Source organism: Shewanella salipaludis (assembly GCF_012911865.1).
Classification (GTDB): Bacteria; Pseudomonadota; Gammaproteobacteria; order Enterobacterales; family Shewanellaceae; genus Shewanella; species Shewanella salipaludis.
This window is the reverse complement of sequence record NZ_JAAXYH010000005.1, coordinates 226,744-241,392: the sequence shown is the minus strand read 5'-3', so window position 1 is coordinate 241,392 and position 14,649 is coordinate 226,744. Positions and strand designations below refer to the sequence as shown.

The following is a 14,649-nucleotide window of genomic DNA, read 5'->3' as shown; positions in this document are numbered from 1 at the left end:
CCGAGCGCTGGACACATCCTGTACAGAACTGGAACCTGACCCTGTCACAACTGTCGATCCACTTCGAGGGACGACTGGATGCCCACATAGAGTTATGACAGGCTGACACAGAATATTGAACACCCTCCCAAACCCCGCCGCAGACTCCGCATCGCCTCCGGAATTGCCGCAGGGCGATTGGAGCGCTCTTGATTTAACAAAGAAGGCGTGAGCGAGGCATGGGCGAATATCGCGAAGCAATAAGCTTATGAGCGCGAGGCTGGACAGCCGAGCGGGGAGTGAAGCATAGGGATGTGCTTCGCCGAGCTAGCCTCAGGTGAGCCAGGGGCGAATGAAAATCGGTGATTTTTGAGCTTATGAGCGAGAGGCAGGGACTGCCGAACTGGGATGTTTTACAGGGATGTAAAACGGCGAATATGAGGCGATAGCGAATTTGGCCTTGAGTCCAAGGGGCTTTCAACTCCGCAGGGGCGCCGGGGGATTTCCAAAAGGGGAACAGGCGCTTTTCCCCTTTTGGTCGGGTGTGGGGTGAAGCCCCACGACGTTAATTCCAAACGAAGTTTGGATATGGCTTACCATCCATGGCGATCTGGGATAAGTATATCCATATACAAATCCCCTCCTTCACCATCCATGGCAATCGGGGATAAGTATATCCATATACAAAAAAGCGAGCCCTAAGGCTCGCTTTTCAATGCATCAAACATCAGCGACGAATAATGCTTATTCGTAGTCTTCCATGGGGGCACAACTACACATCAAGTTGCGATCGCCATAGACGTCATCGATACGGTTGACGGTCGGCCAGAACTTGTTGGCACGCACTGCCGCCGACGGGAACACGGCCACTTCACGGCTGTAGGGACGCGAGTCGAACTCGGGATCCATTATGTCTGCCATGGTATGAGGCGCATTATGCAGCGGGTTGTTGTCCGCTGGCCATTCACCCGACTCGACTCTGGCGATCTCGCCGCGGATCGCCACCATGGCCGCGATGAACCTGTCCAGCTCGACCTTGGACTCGGACTCGGTCGGCTCGATCATCAGGGTACCTGCGACCGGGAAGCTCATGGTAGGGGCATGGTAGCCATAGTCGTTCAGACGCTTGGCGACATCCATTTCGGTCACGCCCGAGGTTTCCTTCAATGGACGCAGATCTATGATGCACTCGTGAGCGACACGATCGTTGCGGCCGCGGAATAGCACAGGGTAATGCTCGGACAGCTTCTTCATCATATAGTTGGCATTCAGCAACGCCACCTGGGTCGACTGCTTCAGCCCATTCAAGCCCAGCAGCTTGATGTACATCCAGCTGATAGGCAGGATGCCGGCGCTGCCGAAAGGTGCCGCCGATATCGCGCCGTTGTTGTCGCTGCCAAGGCCTGGCTTGACGATCACGTGACCGGCAATGAAGGGGGTCAGATGGGCTTTGACGCCGATTGGGCCCATGCCTGGACCACCGCCGCCGTGGGGAATGGCGAAGGTCTTGTGCAGGTTGAGGTGCGACACGTCGGCGCCTATGATGCCGGGTGAAGTCAAGCCAACCTGGGCGTTCATGTTGGCACCATCCAGGTACACCTGACCACCGTATTGGTGAATGATGTCACAGATCTCGCGGATGGATTCTTCGTACACACCGTGGGTCGATGGGTAGGTGATCATGATGCACGACAGGTTGTCGGCCAGCTCGGCGGCCTTGGCCTTGAGATCTTCCAGATCCACGTTGCCTTGCTTGTCACAGGCGGTCACGACCACCTTCATGCCGGCCAGCTGGGCCGATGCAGGGTTGGTGCCGTGGGCAGACTGAGGAATGAGGCAGATGTCTCTGTGGGCTTCACCACGGGACTCGTGATACTTCTTGATCGCCAGCAGACCCGCGTACTCGCCCTGTGAGCCTGAGTTAGGCTGCATGCAGACGGCATCGTAACCCGTGATTTCCACCAACCAGCTCGACAGCTCGCCGATCATCTGGGTGTAACCCTGAGCCTGATCCAGCGGGCAGAAAGGATGCATGTTGGCAAACTCGGGCCAGCTCACTGGGATCATTTCCACCGCGGCGTTGAGCTTCATGGTGCAAGAACCCAGGGAGATCATCGAGTGGTTCAGCGCCAGATCTTTGTTCTCCAGGCGCTTGATGTAGCGCATCATCTCGGTTTCGCTCTGATAGCGATTGAAGGTCGGGTGCACCAGGATAGCATCCTGACGTACCAGGGCCGCCGGGATGGAAGTGCTGTCTGCCGCAACCAGCTGGGCATCTATGGCCGCCACGTCCAGGCCATGACCCGCACCCAGGATAACATCGAACAGTTGCGCCACATCGCTGCGCAGTGTGGTCTCATCCAGGCTCACACCCAGGATGCCGTCGGCATCGATACGCAGGTTCAGCTCGGCCGCCAGTGCGCGGGCGGCGATGGCATCGACATCGGCGCCTTTAATGGAGATAGTATCGAACCAGGTGTCGTTAACCAGCTGCAGGCCCTTGGCCTTGAGGCCGGCCGCCAGAATGTCTGTCAGACGATTGATGCGCGAGGCTATGGTCTTCAGGCCTTGAGGACCATGGAATACCGCGTAGAAGGAGGCCATGTTGGCCAGCAGAATTTGCGCGGTACAGATGTTGGAGTTGGCTTTCTCGCGGCGGATGTGCTGCTCGCGGGTCTGCATCGCCATCCGCAGGGCCTGGTTGCCACGGCTGTCCTTGGACACGCCTATGATGCGGCCCGGCATGGAACGCTTATGCTCGTCGCGGGCAACAAAGAAGGCCGCATGTGGGCCACCGAAGCCCATGGGAACGCCGAAACGTTGGGTACTGCCGAAGACCACGTCTGCGCCCATGGCGCCGGGTGACTTGAGCAACACCAGTGACATGATGTCGGCCGCCACTGACACTATGACGTTCTTGGCGCGCAGCTCGACGAACAGCTCGCTGAAGTCGGTGATTTGACCGAATTTATTGGTGTACTGGAACAAGGCACCGAACAACTCATGGTTCACGGCATCGCTCGCAGGCCCTACGACAACCTCGAATCCGAAACACTCGGCACGGGTCTTGATCACGTCCAGCGTCTGGGGGAACACGTCGTCGGCAACGAAGAAGGCATTGGCCTTCTTGGCTTTGGAAACCCGCTTGGCCATGGCCATGGCTTCGGCGGCAGCCGTCGCTTCGTCGAGCAACGAGGCCGAGGCCAGCTCCAACCCAGTCAGATCCATGGACACTTGCTGGAAGTTCAGAATGGCTTCCAGACGGCCCTGGGCTATCTCAGGCTGGTAGGGAGTGTACGCCGTATACCAACCCGGATTTTCCAGCACGTTGCGCAGGATCACATTCGGCACCTGGGTACCATAGTAGCCCATGCCTATGTAGCTCTTGAACACCTTGTTCTTCTTCGCCAACTCACGGATATAAGCTATGCCTTCGGCTTCGTTGCACGAGGCATCCAGGCTGAGCTCCTGTTGCAGGCGAATCGCGCCGGGAACGATTTGATCCGTCAGATCCTCCAGCGATTCGGCACCAACGAAGTTGAGCATGTCCTGCTGTTGGCCACTGTCGGGTCCGATATGACGGCTGAGAAATAGGTCGTGCTGCTCTAACTGAGTGAGGGTTTGCTTGGTCATGATAAACCTTGTTCCAGATTTGCCGCTATTCGGCCAAGTGTAGGGCGGCCGATTAGCGGTCTAAGTTGTCGTAATACCTGATGTAAAACAAACGAAGCCCCGAGAGGGGCTTCGTTTTTATCACGAATTAATCTTCGTCGATGACGGCTTGATAGCCTTCGGCATCGAGCAGCGCCTCGACTTCGGTTTCGTCGGAAGGCATGACACGGAAGAACCAGCCATCTCCGTAGGCGTCGCTGTTGACCAGCTCTGGCGAGTCTTCCAGTGCTTCGTTAACCGCAACGACTTCACCCGAAATAGGGGCGTAGATGTCGGATGCGGCCTTGACTGATTCGGCTACGGCGCAATCTTCACCGGCGCTGACGGTATCGCCCACTTCCGGCAATTCCACAAACACCATGTCACCCAGCAGTTCCTGGGCGTGCTCCGTGATACCTACTGTGTAGCTGCCGTCGTCTTCCAGGCGGATCCATTCATGGGAAGAGGCGTATTTCAGTTCAGTCGGAATGTTGCTCATTGTTCTTGTTCCTTGTTCCGTTTTTTTTAGAATGCTTGTTTACCATTGCGTACAAAGTTGGGTGCCACGACTCTGACGGCGACACGCTTCTTACGCATTTCGACTTCGGCGGTCTCACCGATACCCATAGGGACACGCGCCATGGCAATAGAATAGCCCAATGTTGGCGAGAATGTACCACTGGTGATCTTACCTTGCTGCTCGACGCCGTTGGCGTCGGTGAAAAATACCGGCATATCGTGACGCAATACACCCTTCTCTTCCATTACCAGGCCAACCAGTTGTTCGGTACCCGCGGCTTTCAGTGCGGTTAAGGCTTCACGGCCGATGAAGTCACGATCGCTCGGCTCCCAGGCTATGGTCCAGCCCATGTTGGCCGCCAGCGGGTTAACGCTTTCGTCCATGTCCAGGCCGTAGAGGTTCATGCCGGCTTCCAGACGCAGGGTATCGCGGGCGCCCAGACCACAGGGCTTAACCCCGACGTCCAACAGTGCCTGCCACAGATCTGCGGCCTCGGCTTCTGGGACTATGATTTCGTAGCCTGTCTCACCCGTATAACCTGTGGTGGCGATGAACAGTGAACCGGCCTGGATGCCGAAGAAAGGTTTCATGCCTTCGATGGCGGCGTTTTGCTCGGCGCTGAAGACCTTGGCGGCCTTGGCCTTGGCATTGGGGCCCTGGACGGCGATCATCGCCAGCTCGGGACGTTCTGTGACTGTGACGTCGAAGTCGGCCGATTGCTTGGCAATCCAGGCCAGATCTTTTTCACGGGTGGCGGAGTTAACCACCACACGGTAATGAGTGTCGCTCAGGTAGTAGGTGATGAGATCGTCGATCACCCCGGCATCGTGATCCAACATGCCGCCGTACAATGCCTTACCCGGAACCTTAAGCTTGGCTACGTCGTTGGCCAGCAGCTTACGCAAGAATGCACAGGCGTCGGTGCCGGTCACATCAACCACTGTCATATGGGAAACGTCGAACATGCCGGCATCCTGACGGACGGCATTATGCTCTTCGATCTGTGAACCATAGTTGAGGGGCATATCCCAACCATGGAAATCAACCATTTTGGCGTTAGATTCCAAATGCTTGTTAAATAGAACAGTTTTATTAGCCATTGTTATCCCTTTTTTGGGGCCTTTTACAGGTCTGTACCTGGCGTAGGGTATTGCATTACCAGGCTATGATACATAGATAAAATGCGGCCGAATTATACCTTGGCATGACAGTTTGTATACAAGAGAATTTTCTAATCCGAACAGTTTAAGGATTAGCTTTTCTAATCCTAAGGTGTAATTTTTTTACAGCCGAAAGCCGGTTTATGCCCAAATAAGCGCCAAATCCGCTGTTTTGGCCGATTTCACTTACATAAAGCTAACGATCCGCCTGGCAGAGTCGAGGCAAGCTCAGCTTATTGCCCATGGCCTGCTGGATGAACACTGTTTTCAGCCCAGGGACATTATCCACCAGGTTCAGGCCCAGATCCCTGACGGCGCGTTTGAGCGGATTGCCGCCGGCGAACAGCCGCTTGAAGCCCTCCATTGCCGCGATCATCTCCAGGGCATCGGCCTTGCGCCAGCGCTCCAGGGCACGCAGGTTGGCATACTGGCCTATGTCCTTGCCCTCCTGCGCCAGCTCGCTCACCACTTCTATTATGCTGGCCGCATCGAGGAAGCCCAGATTGACCCCCTGGCCGGCCAATGGATGTATGGTATGGGCGGCGTCCCCCGCCAACAGCAACCTGTGGCGGGCAAAATGCCTGGCGTAACGCATCCGCAGCGGGAAGCTCTGCACCTCGCTCTCCAACCGGCAGAGCCCCAACCTGCCATCGAAGGCGGCGGTCAGGCTGCGGGAGAACTGCTCGGGTTCCAGGGCCAACAGCTCGTTGGCTCTGGCTGGGGGGACTGACCAGACGATGGAGCAGAGGTTATCCCGATACAGGGGCAAGAAGGCCAGGGTCCCCTCTTCGAGGAAGACTTGCCGCGCCGTGGCGCCATGGGGCAGTTCTGTGCTTATGGTGGCGACCAGGGCGTGATGGCCATAGTCCCAGAAGGTCAAGGGGATCTTGCATTGCTCCCGCACCCAGGAATTGGCGCCATCGGCACCTATCACCAGCGCGGCGCTGAGATTGTCGCCGTTGGCGAGCGTCAGCCAGGCCTCGCGCTCACCGAAGGCGATGCGTTCCAAGCGCTGATTTTCCAGATAACTTATCTTGTCCTGCTCGGCCACACACTTGGCGAGGGCGAAGCTGATGGCATCGTTCTCTATGATGGTGCCCAGATGCTGCTCGCTGAGCTGCCTGGCATCGAAGCCTATCTTGCCCAGGCCGCCCTGATCCCACACCTGCATCTTGCGGTAAGGCGCCAGCCGGGCCGGGTCCAAATGCTGCCAGGCCCCCAGGTGCTCGAGCAGATTCTGGCTCGCCTTGTTGATGGCGCTCACCCTCAGTCGCGGCTCGCCCGTGACTTCCCGGGTCTGACCGGCATCTATGACCACCACCTTGAGATCGGCCTGCGCCAGCCCCAGGGCGGTCGCCAGACCAACCATGCCGCCACCGACAATGGCAACATCATAGTTTTGGGTATTAAACATAAGCATATCCTTCACTAAGGCCATGGGTAGCGGCCAGATTAACGCCGTCCGGCATCAGCGCCATCCCATGGCTTTGCGGGCAACGGGGAGCTTGAGCGGCGGGAACCAGGACAATAACCTGAGCCCCAGGCTGCGACCGGCCACCAGCGGCCAATGTTGATTGGAGAAACCGCGCACCAGAAATTCGATATTGGTGATCGTCTCCCGCCTGTCCGTCTCGCGCAGTGCCAGGTAAGAGTGCAGGGTCGCGGCGGCGCCTATGTCCTGGCCCCGAGCCAGCGCCTCCTCCAGCACTTCCAGCAGGCAGACCAGATCCCTCAGCCCCAGATTGAACCCCTGGCCGGCGATGGGATGCAGCGTCTGGGCGGCATTGCCGATGAAGACACACCTGTGGAAGATGGGTCTTGGCATGTAGGACAGGCATAGGGGGTAAGAGTGGCGACTGCCGACATCGACGAAGCGCCCGGCGCGGTAGCCGAAGGCCTGTTGCAGCGCCTGCAGGAACTCGGCCTTGGGGGCAGACTTGAGCATGGCGGCCTGCCCGGCTTCGAGCGCCCATACCAATGACAACCTCGCCTGGCCCTGGCTGTCGCCCATGGGCAGCAATGCCAGCGGACCGGTGGCGGTGAAGCGCTCAAAGGCCCATGACTCATGGGGTTTATCCGTGATGATGTTGGCGACCAGGGCCGTCTGGCCGAAATCTATCTGGGTCAGAGGTTGCCCCAGGGACTGACGCACGGGGGAATGGATCCCATCGGCGGCGACCACCAAACGGGCACGCAGCCGCTGTTGATTATCCAGGGTGAGCAGATGGCCGTCGGCCTCTGGCGCTACGCCTGTCAGCTTGGCCGGGCAATGGAGCTGGACCCGGCTGTGACGCAGGGCATCGAACAACACCCGCCCCACCCGCTCCAGTTCGACCACTTGCCCCAGGGCATCGAGGTGGAATTGGCTGGCATTGAGCTCTGTCATGCCCAGGTGGCCACGATCTGAGATATGGATGTTGCTTATCTTGGTGCCGAGTTCCGCCAGCAGTGGCCAGAGCCCGAGGCGGCGCAATTCGAAGATGGAACCCTGAGCGATGGCGATGGAGCGGGCATCGAACCCTGGATGCGCCTCTCCCGGGGCCTGGGCCTCGATGAGGGCTATGCTCAGGGGACGTCCCTTGGCGGCCAACCGTGCCAGACCCAGTGCCAGGGTGGCTCCTGTCATGGCTCCGCCAACGATGGCTATATCGACCTCAGCTACCTGGGTCTCAGTCTGGATACTTGCGCTCATGGGCTCTCTTCGAACAGGGTGTCAGCCGTTGACCTGATGAAATGCGGTACTGAAGCTCAGTGCAGTACAGTGGATGCTTCCGTGTCGTCCAGTGGCAATTCCGGACCGAACTCGGAATAACAGAGGATCGCCGCCATGCGCACAAACTCGGCCAGCTCAGTGTAGGCCCGCTCGGATTCCTGATCGTCCGAGACATCGAACTCGACCTGAGCTATCTCGGCCAGATCTTTGATCGCCTCACGCACATCCGCCGAAGCCTGGTTCAGCTTGGGCTGGATGATCGCCAAGCCGGTCAGGAAGCTTTGCACCCAGAGCGACAGGGCTTCGACTCTCATGGTCAGCGGCTCTTCCTCTTCCGGCAACAGCGGGGTAAAACCAAACTCGAAGTCCACCAGCCGGGTCACAGTGTCCTGATATAACTCGGCCACCAGCCGATGCAGTTCCTGCGGCAGGGGTTGACCGTCGTTCATCAACTCCAGCAATGGCTTGACCCAGGCTTCGGCTCTCTGCTCTACCCCGCCACAGATGAGCCCCACCAGGGCCCCATGAACTTCCACCGGATGTTGACCTATATCGGCTGCGGCCAGGGCGGCCAACAGACGTTCGATACATAACGAAGGAGGGATTGCCATTTTAGGATTCCAATCAATGCTTTTCTAGCTGCAATGCTAGCAGAGATGGCGGCTTCCACCAAGGCTCACAAGGAGATTATCGACAATTCCACCCCGGGATCCGAATAAGCCGTGATGCAGCTCAAATACTGGCGAATAAGGCTGGCCGGCGCCGGCAATCTGGCTTAGGGTTAACGGCATACGGCTGATCCTGTGGCAGGTCTGTGTTAACAGCGAGCGCAAGATATGTTGCAACCTGACACTCACGGCCCCATGCAAATGCTCATACAAGCAGCAAACGCCGGGCTTAAGGCCCTCTGGTCCCCGCCGGCGCCTTGCACTTTTAATATTGGCCCTATATAGTCCGCCCATAGAGGCCAATAAAAGGATACTGCCGAGCATGAGTAACAGCGCTGTCGATATTACCCTGCTGGGGCGCACCTACTCTATCGCTTGTCCCAAGGGACAAGAGAATGCATTGAGGGTAGTGGCTCAAGGCGTCGAGCAACAGCTGAGTTCGGTGAAGGCAAAAACCAATAGCCTGAGCCGGGAAGAAATTGCTATCATGGCCGCATTAAATATCGGCTATGAATTGTACGAAGAAAAGCAAAAAAACCAACAGTATATGCAGCAGATGGACGAGAGGATAGGCTTGTTGCAATCCACACTCGAGCACGCACTGGTTGAGCGCAGCGTCCAGGAGGATTAGACTGTACTTGCAGAGTCAGTCGACCAGGTTGGACTCTCGTGGCCTTGGCCAAGGTAATGAAAAAGTACCTGAAACTTTACTGAAAAACCGTTTTTTTGCTCCCTGGGATATGCGCCAGCCGGTAATGTCCCTGTGCCGATAATTTATATCCAAGGGTGAATGTTTTACTGACATTGAGCATGCTCGGCTCGTACCGAGAAGCCTTAGGAAGTAATCACTTACCCGCCTTGAACCTACGGTTCAAGGGCTACACCGGCAGCGGTATCCTGGGGAGCATCCTAATTATGACCCGCGTGACAGCTAAGTCCGACCCGTCAACAGCGACCATGGCACAGCCTTTCGAGCTGACGCAATTCAATCCAGCCCAAGACCGCAGCGCGATCCGCAACCAGATCCGCGCGCTTCGGCACCAATTATCCCCACAGCAACAAACCCAGGCCGCCAAAGCCGCCATGGCACAGATGCTCACTCAGCTGAGGGCACTGCAACCGACCAAGGTCGGCCTGTACCTGACCAACGACAGTGAGCTGGATACCCAGCCCCTATTCCAGGCATTGTGGCGCCTCAATATCGATACCTATCTGCCCAGGCTGCACCCTTTCAACCGGGGACAATTGATTTTCCTGCATTATCGACAGGGCACCCGCATGTTCCCCAACCGCTATGGCATAGATGAGCCTAAACTGGACATCAGAAACCTGTTGCCGACCGAGCAACTGGATCTGGTGATCACCCCCCTGGTGGCCTTCGATGAACTGGGCAATCGTATGGGAATGGGCGGTGGCTTTTACGACCGCACCCTGGCGCATTGGCAAACGGCAGGCAAGCCGCTGCCCATAGGCTATGCCCATGACTGTCAGGCGGTGCCCAGCTTGCCCTGCGAGCACTGGGACGTGCCTTTGGCCATGATAGTCACCCCAAGCAGGGTATTGCGCTTCGGCTCAGAGACCCTGGCCCAGGGTTAACCCCGCCATGGCTGCAGCCGGCATCACTTGAGGTGGCGGCCGCCATCGACGGCGAAACTCCGTCCCGTGACATAGCGACTGCCGAGCAGGTAATCGACCAGGTTGAGGATTTCGGCTTCGCCGGCTTCCCTTGGCAATATCGCCTTGGCCATCGCCTTTTGCCGATAGGCGGCATCGTCGCCCTCGTTGAACAAGATCAATGCCGGCGCTATCGAATTGACCTTCACCTGAGGCGCCAACTTGGCGGCGAACGACAGGGTCATGTTATGCAATGCCGCCTTGCTGGCGGCATAGGCTATGTGTTTCTGGCTGCCCTTCTCGGCAACATAATCTGTCAGGTGGATGATATCGGCGGCGCCTATCCCGTCGGCTGCCGCGGCCTTGAGATTATCGGCCAATGCCAGATTGATCTGGTAAGGGGCACTGGCATGCACCAGCATCATATGCGCCATGGTCTGCGCCGCGCTCCCCCCTGAATCATCCGCCAGCCAGTCGGAGGCGTTGTGAATGATGCCCCTGAGGCTGGGATGGCGCCCCTTGATGTGCGACAGCAGCCGCTGCAACTGCGGCTCATCGGCCAGGTCACAGGGATAGAGTTCGGCTCCCTGCGCTTTGAGCCCCACGAGGCTGGGATAATCGCGCCTGTAGGTGCCTATCACCCCATAACCTTGGGTGAGCAGGTGGCTGGCCATGGCATGGCCGATGCGCTTCCCCACACCCGTGATAAGAATTATGCCTTTCATCTTGCTCCTCAATGACCGGGCGTCATGCCTGTCACCATGATAATGTTAACTATATAAGCCCCATCAGGATAACGCCTCAGCACGGCCCCTCACAGGCATGGCTTGAGCCAGGTTGCAGGTGGCGTTATCCCATAAAAAAAGCGAAGCCTGAGCTTCGCTTTTTTCATTCCGGACGGGGATTACTTGACGAATTCCACACCCAGTTTGATATCGGCTTTCAGCGTGTCCAGCATGGCATCACGGGCATTGGCCTCAAACTCGCTGACCTCACCGTAAGGCAATACTTTCTCAACGCCATTCTTACCCAGCAACACAGGTTGGGCGAAGAAGTCGGCGTGCTCGCTGCCACCGTCGACATAGGCACATTCGACCACGTTGGCTTCGCCTTGCAGACCGCGCACCAGAGACAGACCGAAACGACATGCAGCTTGACCCATGGACAGAGTCGCGCTGCCGCCACCGGCTTTGGCTTCGACCACTTCGGTACCGGCATTCTGGATGCGAGTAGTCATGGCGGCAACTTCTTCGTCGCTGAAGCTCACGCCTTCGACCTGAGACAACAACGGCAGAATGGTCACGCCGCTGTGGCCACCTATGACATTCACCTTCACGTCAGCCACGTTCAGGCCTTTCAATTCGGCGATGAAGGTTTCTGAGCGGATCACGTCGAGGGTGGTCACACCGAACAGACGGTTCTTGTCATAGACGCCGGCTTTTTTCAGCACTTCGGCGGCAATCGCCACTGTGGTGTTAACCGGGTTGGTGATGACACCGATCAGCGCCTTGGGACACGTCGCGGCCACTTTCTCGATCAGGTTGCGGACTATGCCGGCATTGATGTTAAACAGATCCGAACGATCCATGCCTGGCTTGCGGGCAACACCGGCAGAGATCAATACTACGTCGGCACCCACCAGGGCTGGTGTTGGGTCTTCACCGGCGAAACCTTTGACTTCAACGGCGGTCGGTATGTGGCTCAAATCCACCGCAACACCCGGAGTGACCGGGGCGATATCATAGAGAGACAGTTGTGAACCCGCAGGCAGTTGAGTTTTTAACAGTAGGGCGAGTGCCTGGCCGATACCACCGGCAGCACCAAGTACAGCAACTTTCATAATTATCTCCGTCGATTCTCGGATTAGGTGTGACATAGATCTATTTTAATGATGGCGCCACATTACTGCAAAGGCAGGATAATTTCAATTATCCCTTGGTCTTAAGGGGAAAGTTTCCTGTACACCGCCAGCCGGGTTTGAGGCTGGGTCCGACGGGCCCGGGCGGCCCGCCAGGGGGAACAAGGCTCACACCAAATCGGGCAATGCATTTTTATTCATGGGTTTCGAATATTCGTTGACTTGATGGTGAATATTATTCAAGATGAGGGAGTTTTTTTGAATAATAACGAATAAGAAATTACCCATGACCAAGAATCAAGATGACCTCGTCAGGATCTTTAAATCTATCCTGAAAGAAGAGCGCTTCGGCTCCCAGAGCGAGATAGTCACAGCGCTGCAGGCCGAAGGCTTCAGCAACATCAACCAGTCTAAAGTCTCACGCATGCTGAGTAAGTTCGGCGCCGTGCGCACCCGCAACGCCAAGCAGGAAATGGTCTATTGTCTGCCCGCCGAACTCGGGGTCCCCACCGCAGGCAGCCCCCTGAAGAACCTGGTGCTGGATGTGGATCACAACCAGGCCATGATAGTGGTACGCACCAGTCCCGGCGCCGCCCAACTCATCGCCCGTCTGCTGGACTCCATAGGCAAGCCCGAAGGCATACTGGGCACCATAGCCGGCGACGATACCATCTTCCTCTGTCCTTCGAGCATCCACGACATAGAAGACACGCTGGAAACCATCAAGTCGCTGTTCAACTACGCCGAATAATCCCCGGTTGCAATAGAAAAACGGCTCACTTCAGTGAGCCGTTTTTTTCTGTACAGGCCACGCCGGCCCCAGGCTAATAGGCGACGCTGATGCGCTGCCCCGGATATTGCGCCGCTTCGGCCTCATCCAGCATGGCTCTGGCATAGTCTGTGACTGAAATGCGACTCTTGCCGCTGGCATCGGTGAAGAAGCTATCGCCACCGATACGATAGTCGCCTTCACGCTCACCCGGATATATCTCGGCCGCCGGGCTGACGAAGGTCCAATCGACCCCGCTGTCACTCTTCCTGAAGACCTCAAGCGCCTCCCCCTGGGCCAATGCCTCCGCCCTGTAGGCCTCGGGGAAGTCGGGCGACGATACCAGCGTCACCCCGGGTGCCACTTCCAGGCTGCCGGCACCGCCAACCCACAGCAGACGCCGGACTCCGGCATTGGGCAGCGCCTCAAGCAGCCGCGCCGCCGTTTGGGCGACTATGGCATGATCCTGCTGCGCCCGGCCACCGACAGCCGCTATGACGGCATCGACACCGGCGAACACCTGCGGCGCCAGCGGCAGCCGATTCAGATCCAGGCTTCTCACCTCGACCCCGTCCTGCTGCAGCTTGGCCGGATCCCGTACCAGCGCCACCACCTCATGGCCACGGCGCTTGGCCTCCTGCAATATATTGCCGCCAATCCAGCCCGTTGCCCCTAAAATTGCCAGTTTCATTGTTTGCCTCACTCAGATGATTAACATTGCAGCCAGTTTACTTGCGGCAATTCACGTGATAAACATCGGTATATGAGCAATATTGTCTCAATTTGAGATACCAATAAGGGCACATCCGGGCAAAATGGAAAAGATAACGGCGATCCGCAGTTTCGTCGAAGTGGCCAACTGCGGCAGCTTCACCCGCGCGGCCGATAACCTGGCACTCAGTCGCTTGCAGGTCTCCCGTCATGTCAAAGAGATAGAGCATTGGCTCAGCCAGCGCTTGCTGCACCGCACCACCCGCAGCGTCAGCCTGACATTGCAGGGAGAAGAAGCGCTGCAATACTGTCAACGTATCCTGGCCGAAGTCGCGGCGATGGAGAGTCGTGCCCACAGCCATAATACCGAACTTGTGGGTACCATACGTATTGCGACGCCCATAGGCCTGGGCCAGCACAGCCTGTATGAGGTGGTCGATGCTTTCATCCAATTGCACTCCAAGGTCAAGATACAATTGCTGATGTCGGACAGTTTCGTACAACTGGTGGGGGAGCGGGTGGACGTGGCACTGAGGTTCACCGAACAACCCGATGACAGCCTGATTGCCAGGCGCCTGATGGCGATAGACAATGTGCTCTGCGCCGCGCCGGCCTACCTAGCCAGGGTGCCTGACATAGCCACCCCGGAGGATCTGCTGGCACACAATTGCCTGCTGCACAGCAGCCAACCTGGCTGGCTGCTGCTGAAGGGCCAGCAGCATAAACAGCTCAGGCTCAGCGGCAACCTGCAGGCCAACGACATGGGAGTACTGGTCGGCGCCGCGCTGCGCGGACGCGGCATCGTCTGTCTGCCGGCCGATCTCGCCAATCCCTATCTGGCCGACGGCCGACTGGTGGAAGTGCTGCCCGAATATACCGCCCCGGGCAAGAGCCTGTGGGCCGTGTATCTGTCACGCAGTTACCAACAGAGCCTGGTGCGGGCCTTCATCGACTTTATCGCCGGGAAGTGGCAACAGGACATAAGGAAATGGCGAGCGCCCTGAGG

Annotated in this window: 13 protein-coding genes and 1 other RNA gene; 5 read left to right on the top strand and 9 right to left on the bottom strand. The window is 57.5% G+C overall.

The features are described from left to right. Window positions 1-723: 723 nt before the first annotated feature. The 6 genes from gcvP to HC757_RS09765 form a co-directional block, all read right to left on the bottom strand. Window positions 724-3,612, bottom strand: a complete 2,889-nt coding sequence (gene gcvP, locus HC757_RS09790) for an aminomethyl-transferring glycine dehydrogenase (RefSeq protein WP_169564160.1) — start codon at window positions 3,610-3,612, stop codon at window positions 724-726. A gap of 127 nt (window positions 3,613-3,739) precedes the next feature. Further along, the gene (gene gcvH, locus HC757_RS09785) at window positions 3,740-4,129 is read right to left on the bottom strand and encodes a glycine cleavage system protein GcvH (protein WP_169564159.1); all 390 of its coding nucleotides are present in this window, start codon (window positions 4,127-4,129) and stop codon (window positions 3,740-3,742) included. 26 nt (window positions 4,130-4,155) lie between these two features. Beyond that, window positions 4,156-5,250: a glycine cleavage system aminomethyltransferase GcvT gene (gcvT, locus tag HC757_RS09780; protein ID WP_169564158.1), complete on the bottom strand. Its 1,095-nt coding sequence runs from the start codon at window positions 5,248-5,250 to the stop codon at window positions 4,156-4,158. A gap of 256 nt (window positions 5,251-5,506) precedes the next feature. Further along, a complete protein-coding gene (locus HC757_RS09775; RefSeq protein ID WP_169564157.1) occupies window positions 5,507-6,724 on the bottom strand; it encodes an FAD-dependent oxidoreductase in 1,218 nt (405 codons plus the stop codon). Window positions 6,725-6,778: 54 nt separating this feature from the next. After that, on the bottom strand, window positions 6,779-8,002 hold the full coding sequence (ubiH, locus tag HC757_RS09770) for a 2-octaprenyl-6-methoxyphenyl hydroxylase (RefSeq protein ID WP_169564156.1): 1,224 nt from the start codon (window positions 8,000-8,002) through the stop codon (window positions 6,779-6,781). A gap of 56 nt (window positions 8,003-8,058) precedes the next feature. Next, on the bottom strand, window positions 8,059-8,634 hold the full coding sequence (locus HC757_RS09765; RefSeq protein ID WP_169564155.1) for a UPF0149 family protein: 576 nt from the start codon (window positions 8,632-8,634) through the stop codon (window positions 8,059-8,061). Between the two features lie 379 nt (window positions 8,635-9,013). On the opposite strand from HC757_RS09765, the gene HC757_RS09760 reads away from it, so the two are divergent. From HC757_RS09760 to HC757_RS09750, 3 genes are all read left to right on the top strand, one after another. Continuing rightward, entirely contained in the window at window positions 9,014-9,322 is a 309-nt protein-coding gene (locus tag HC757_RS09760) for a cell division protein ZapA (RefSeq protein WP_169564154.1), read from the top strand. 96 nt (window positions 9,323-9,418) lie between these two features. Continuing rightward, window positions 9,419-9,599, top strand: a non-coding RNA gene (gene ssrS, locus HC757_RS09755) — 6S RNA. Between the two features lie 49 nt (window positions 9,600-9,648). After that, window positions 9,649-10,287: a 5-formyltetrahydrofolate cyclo-ligase gene (locus HC757_RS09750; protein WP_244623418.1), complete on the top strand. Its 639-nt coding sequence runs from the start codon at window positions 9,649-9,651 to the stop codon at window positions 10,285-10,287. 23 nt (window positions 10,288-10,310) lie between these two features. Here the strand turns inward: HC757_RS09750 and folM are convergent, their stop codons facing one another. After that, entirely contained in the window at window positions 10,311-11,030 is a 720-nt protein-coding gene (gene folM / locus HC757_RS09745; RefSeq protein WP_169564152.1) for a dihydromonapterin reductase, read from the bottom strand. A 179-nt stretch (window positions 11,031-11,209) separates the two neighbouring features. Next, window positions 11,210-12,145 (bottom strand): malate dehydrogenase, encoded by a 936-nt coding sequence (mdh, locus tag HC757_RS09740; protein WP_169564151.1) that lies wholly within the window; start codon window positions 12,143-12,145, stop codon window positions 11,210-11,212. 304 nt (window positions 12,146-12,449) lie between these two features. On the opposite strand from mdh, the gene argR reads away from it, so the two are divergent. Beyond that, window positions 12,450-12,914, top strand: a complete 465-nt coding sequence (gene argR, locus HC757_RS09735) for a transcriptional regulator ArgR (RefSeq protein ID WP_169564150.1) — start codon at window positions 12,450-12,452, stop codon at window positions 12,912-12,914. Window positions 12,915-12,987: 73 nt separating this feature from the next. Here the strand turns inward: argR and HC757_RS09730 are convergent, their stop codons facing one another. Continuing rightward, window positions 12,988-13,623 (bottom strand): NAD(P)-dependent oxidoreductase, encoded by a 636-nt coding sequence (locus HC757_RS09730; RefSeq protein WP_169564149.1) that lies wholly within the window; start codon window positions 13,621-13,623, stop codon window positions 12,988-12,990. 124 nt (window positions 13,624-13,747) lie between these two features. Here HC757_RS09730 and HC757_RS09725 point away from each other — a divergent pair, with 124 nt between their 5' ends. After that, on the top strand, window positions 13,748-14,647 hold the full coding sequence (locus tag HC757_RS09725; RefSeq protein WP_169564148.1) for a LysR family transcriptional regulator: 900 nt from the start codon (window positions 13,748-13,750) through the stop codon (window positions 14,645-14,647). The last annotated feature ends 2 nt before the right edge of the window (window positions 14,648-14,649 follow it).

Excerpts from the sequence above, each read along its gene's own strand:
- gcvP (WP_169564160.1), bottom strand. The coding sequence starts at position 3,612 with ATGACCAAGCAAACCCTCACTCAGTTAGAGCAGCACGACCTATTTCTC.
- gcvH (WP_169564159.1), bottom strand. The coding sequence starts at position 4,129 with ATGAGCAACATTCCGACTGAACTGAAATACGCCTCTTCCCATGAATGG.
- gcvT (WP_169564158.1), bottom strand. The coding sequence starts at position 5,250 with ATGGCTAATAAAACTGTTCTATTTAACAAGCATTTGGAATCTAACGCC.
- HC757_RS09775 (WP_169564157.1), bottom strand. The coding sequence starts at position 6,724 with ATGTTTAATACCCAAAACTATGATGTTGCCATTGTCGGTGGCGGCATG.
- ubiH (WP_169564156.1), bottom strand. The coding sequence starts at position 8,002 with ATGAGCGCAAGTATCCAGACTGAGACCCAGGTAGCTGAGGTCGATATA.
- HC757_RS09765 (WP_169564155.1), bottom strand. The coding sequence starts at position 8,634 with ATGGCAATCCCTCCTTCGTTATGTATCGAACGTCTGTTGGCCGCCCTG.
- HC757_RS09760 (WP_169564154.1), top strand. The coding sequence starts at position 9,014 with ATGAGTAACAGCGCTGTCGATATTACCCTGCTGGGGCGCACCTACTCT.
- HC757_RS09750 (WP_244623418.1), top strand. The coding sequence starts at position 9,649 with ATGGCACAGCCTTTCGAGCTGACGCAATTCAATCCAGCCCAAGACCGC.
- folM (WP_169564152.1), bottom strand. The coding sequence starts at position 11,030 with ATGAAAGGCATAATTCTTATCACGGGTGTGGGGAAGCGCATCGGCCAT.
- mdh (WP_169564151.1), bottom strand. The coding sequence starts at position 12,145 with ATGAAAGTTGCTGTACTTGGTGCTGCCGGTGGTATCGGCCAGGCACTC.
- argR (WP_169564150.1), top strand. The coding sequence starts at position 12,450 with ATGACCAAGAATCAAGATGACCTCGTCAGGATCTTTAAATCTATCCTG.
- HC757_RS09730 (WP_169564149.1), bottom strand. The coding sequence starts at position 13,623 with ATGAAACTGGCAATTTTAGGGGCAACGGGCTGGATTGGCGGCAATATA.
- HC757_RS09725 (WP_169564148.1), top strand. The coding sequence starts at position 13,748 with ATGGAAAAGATAACGGCGATCCGCAGTTTCGTCGAAGTGGCCAACTGC.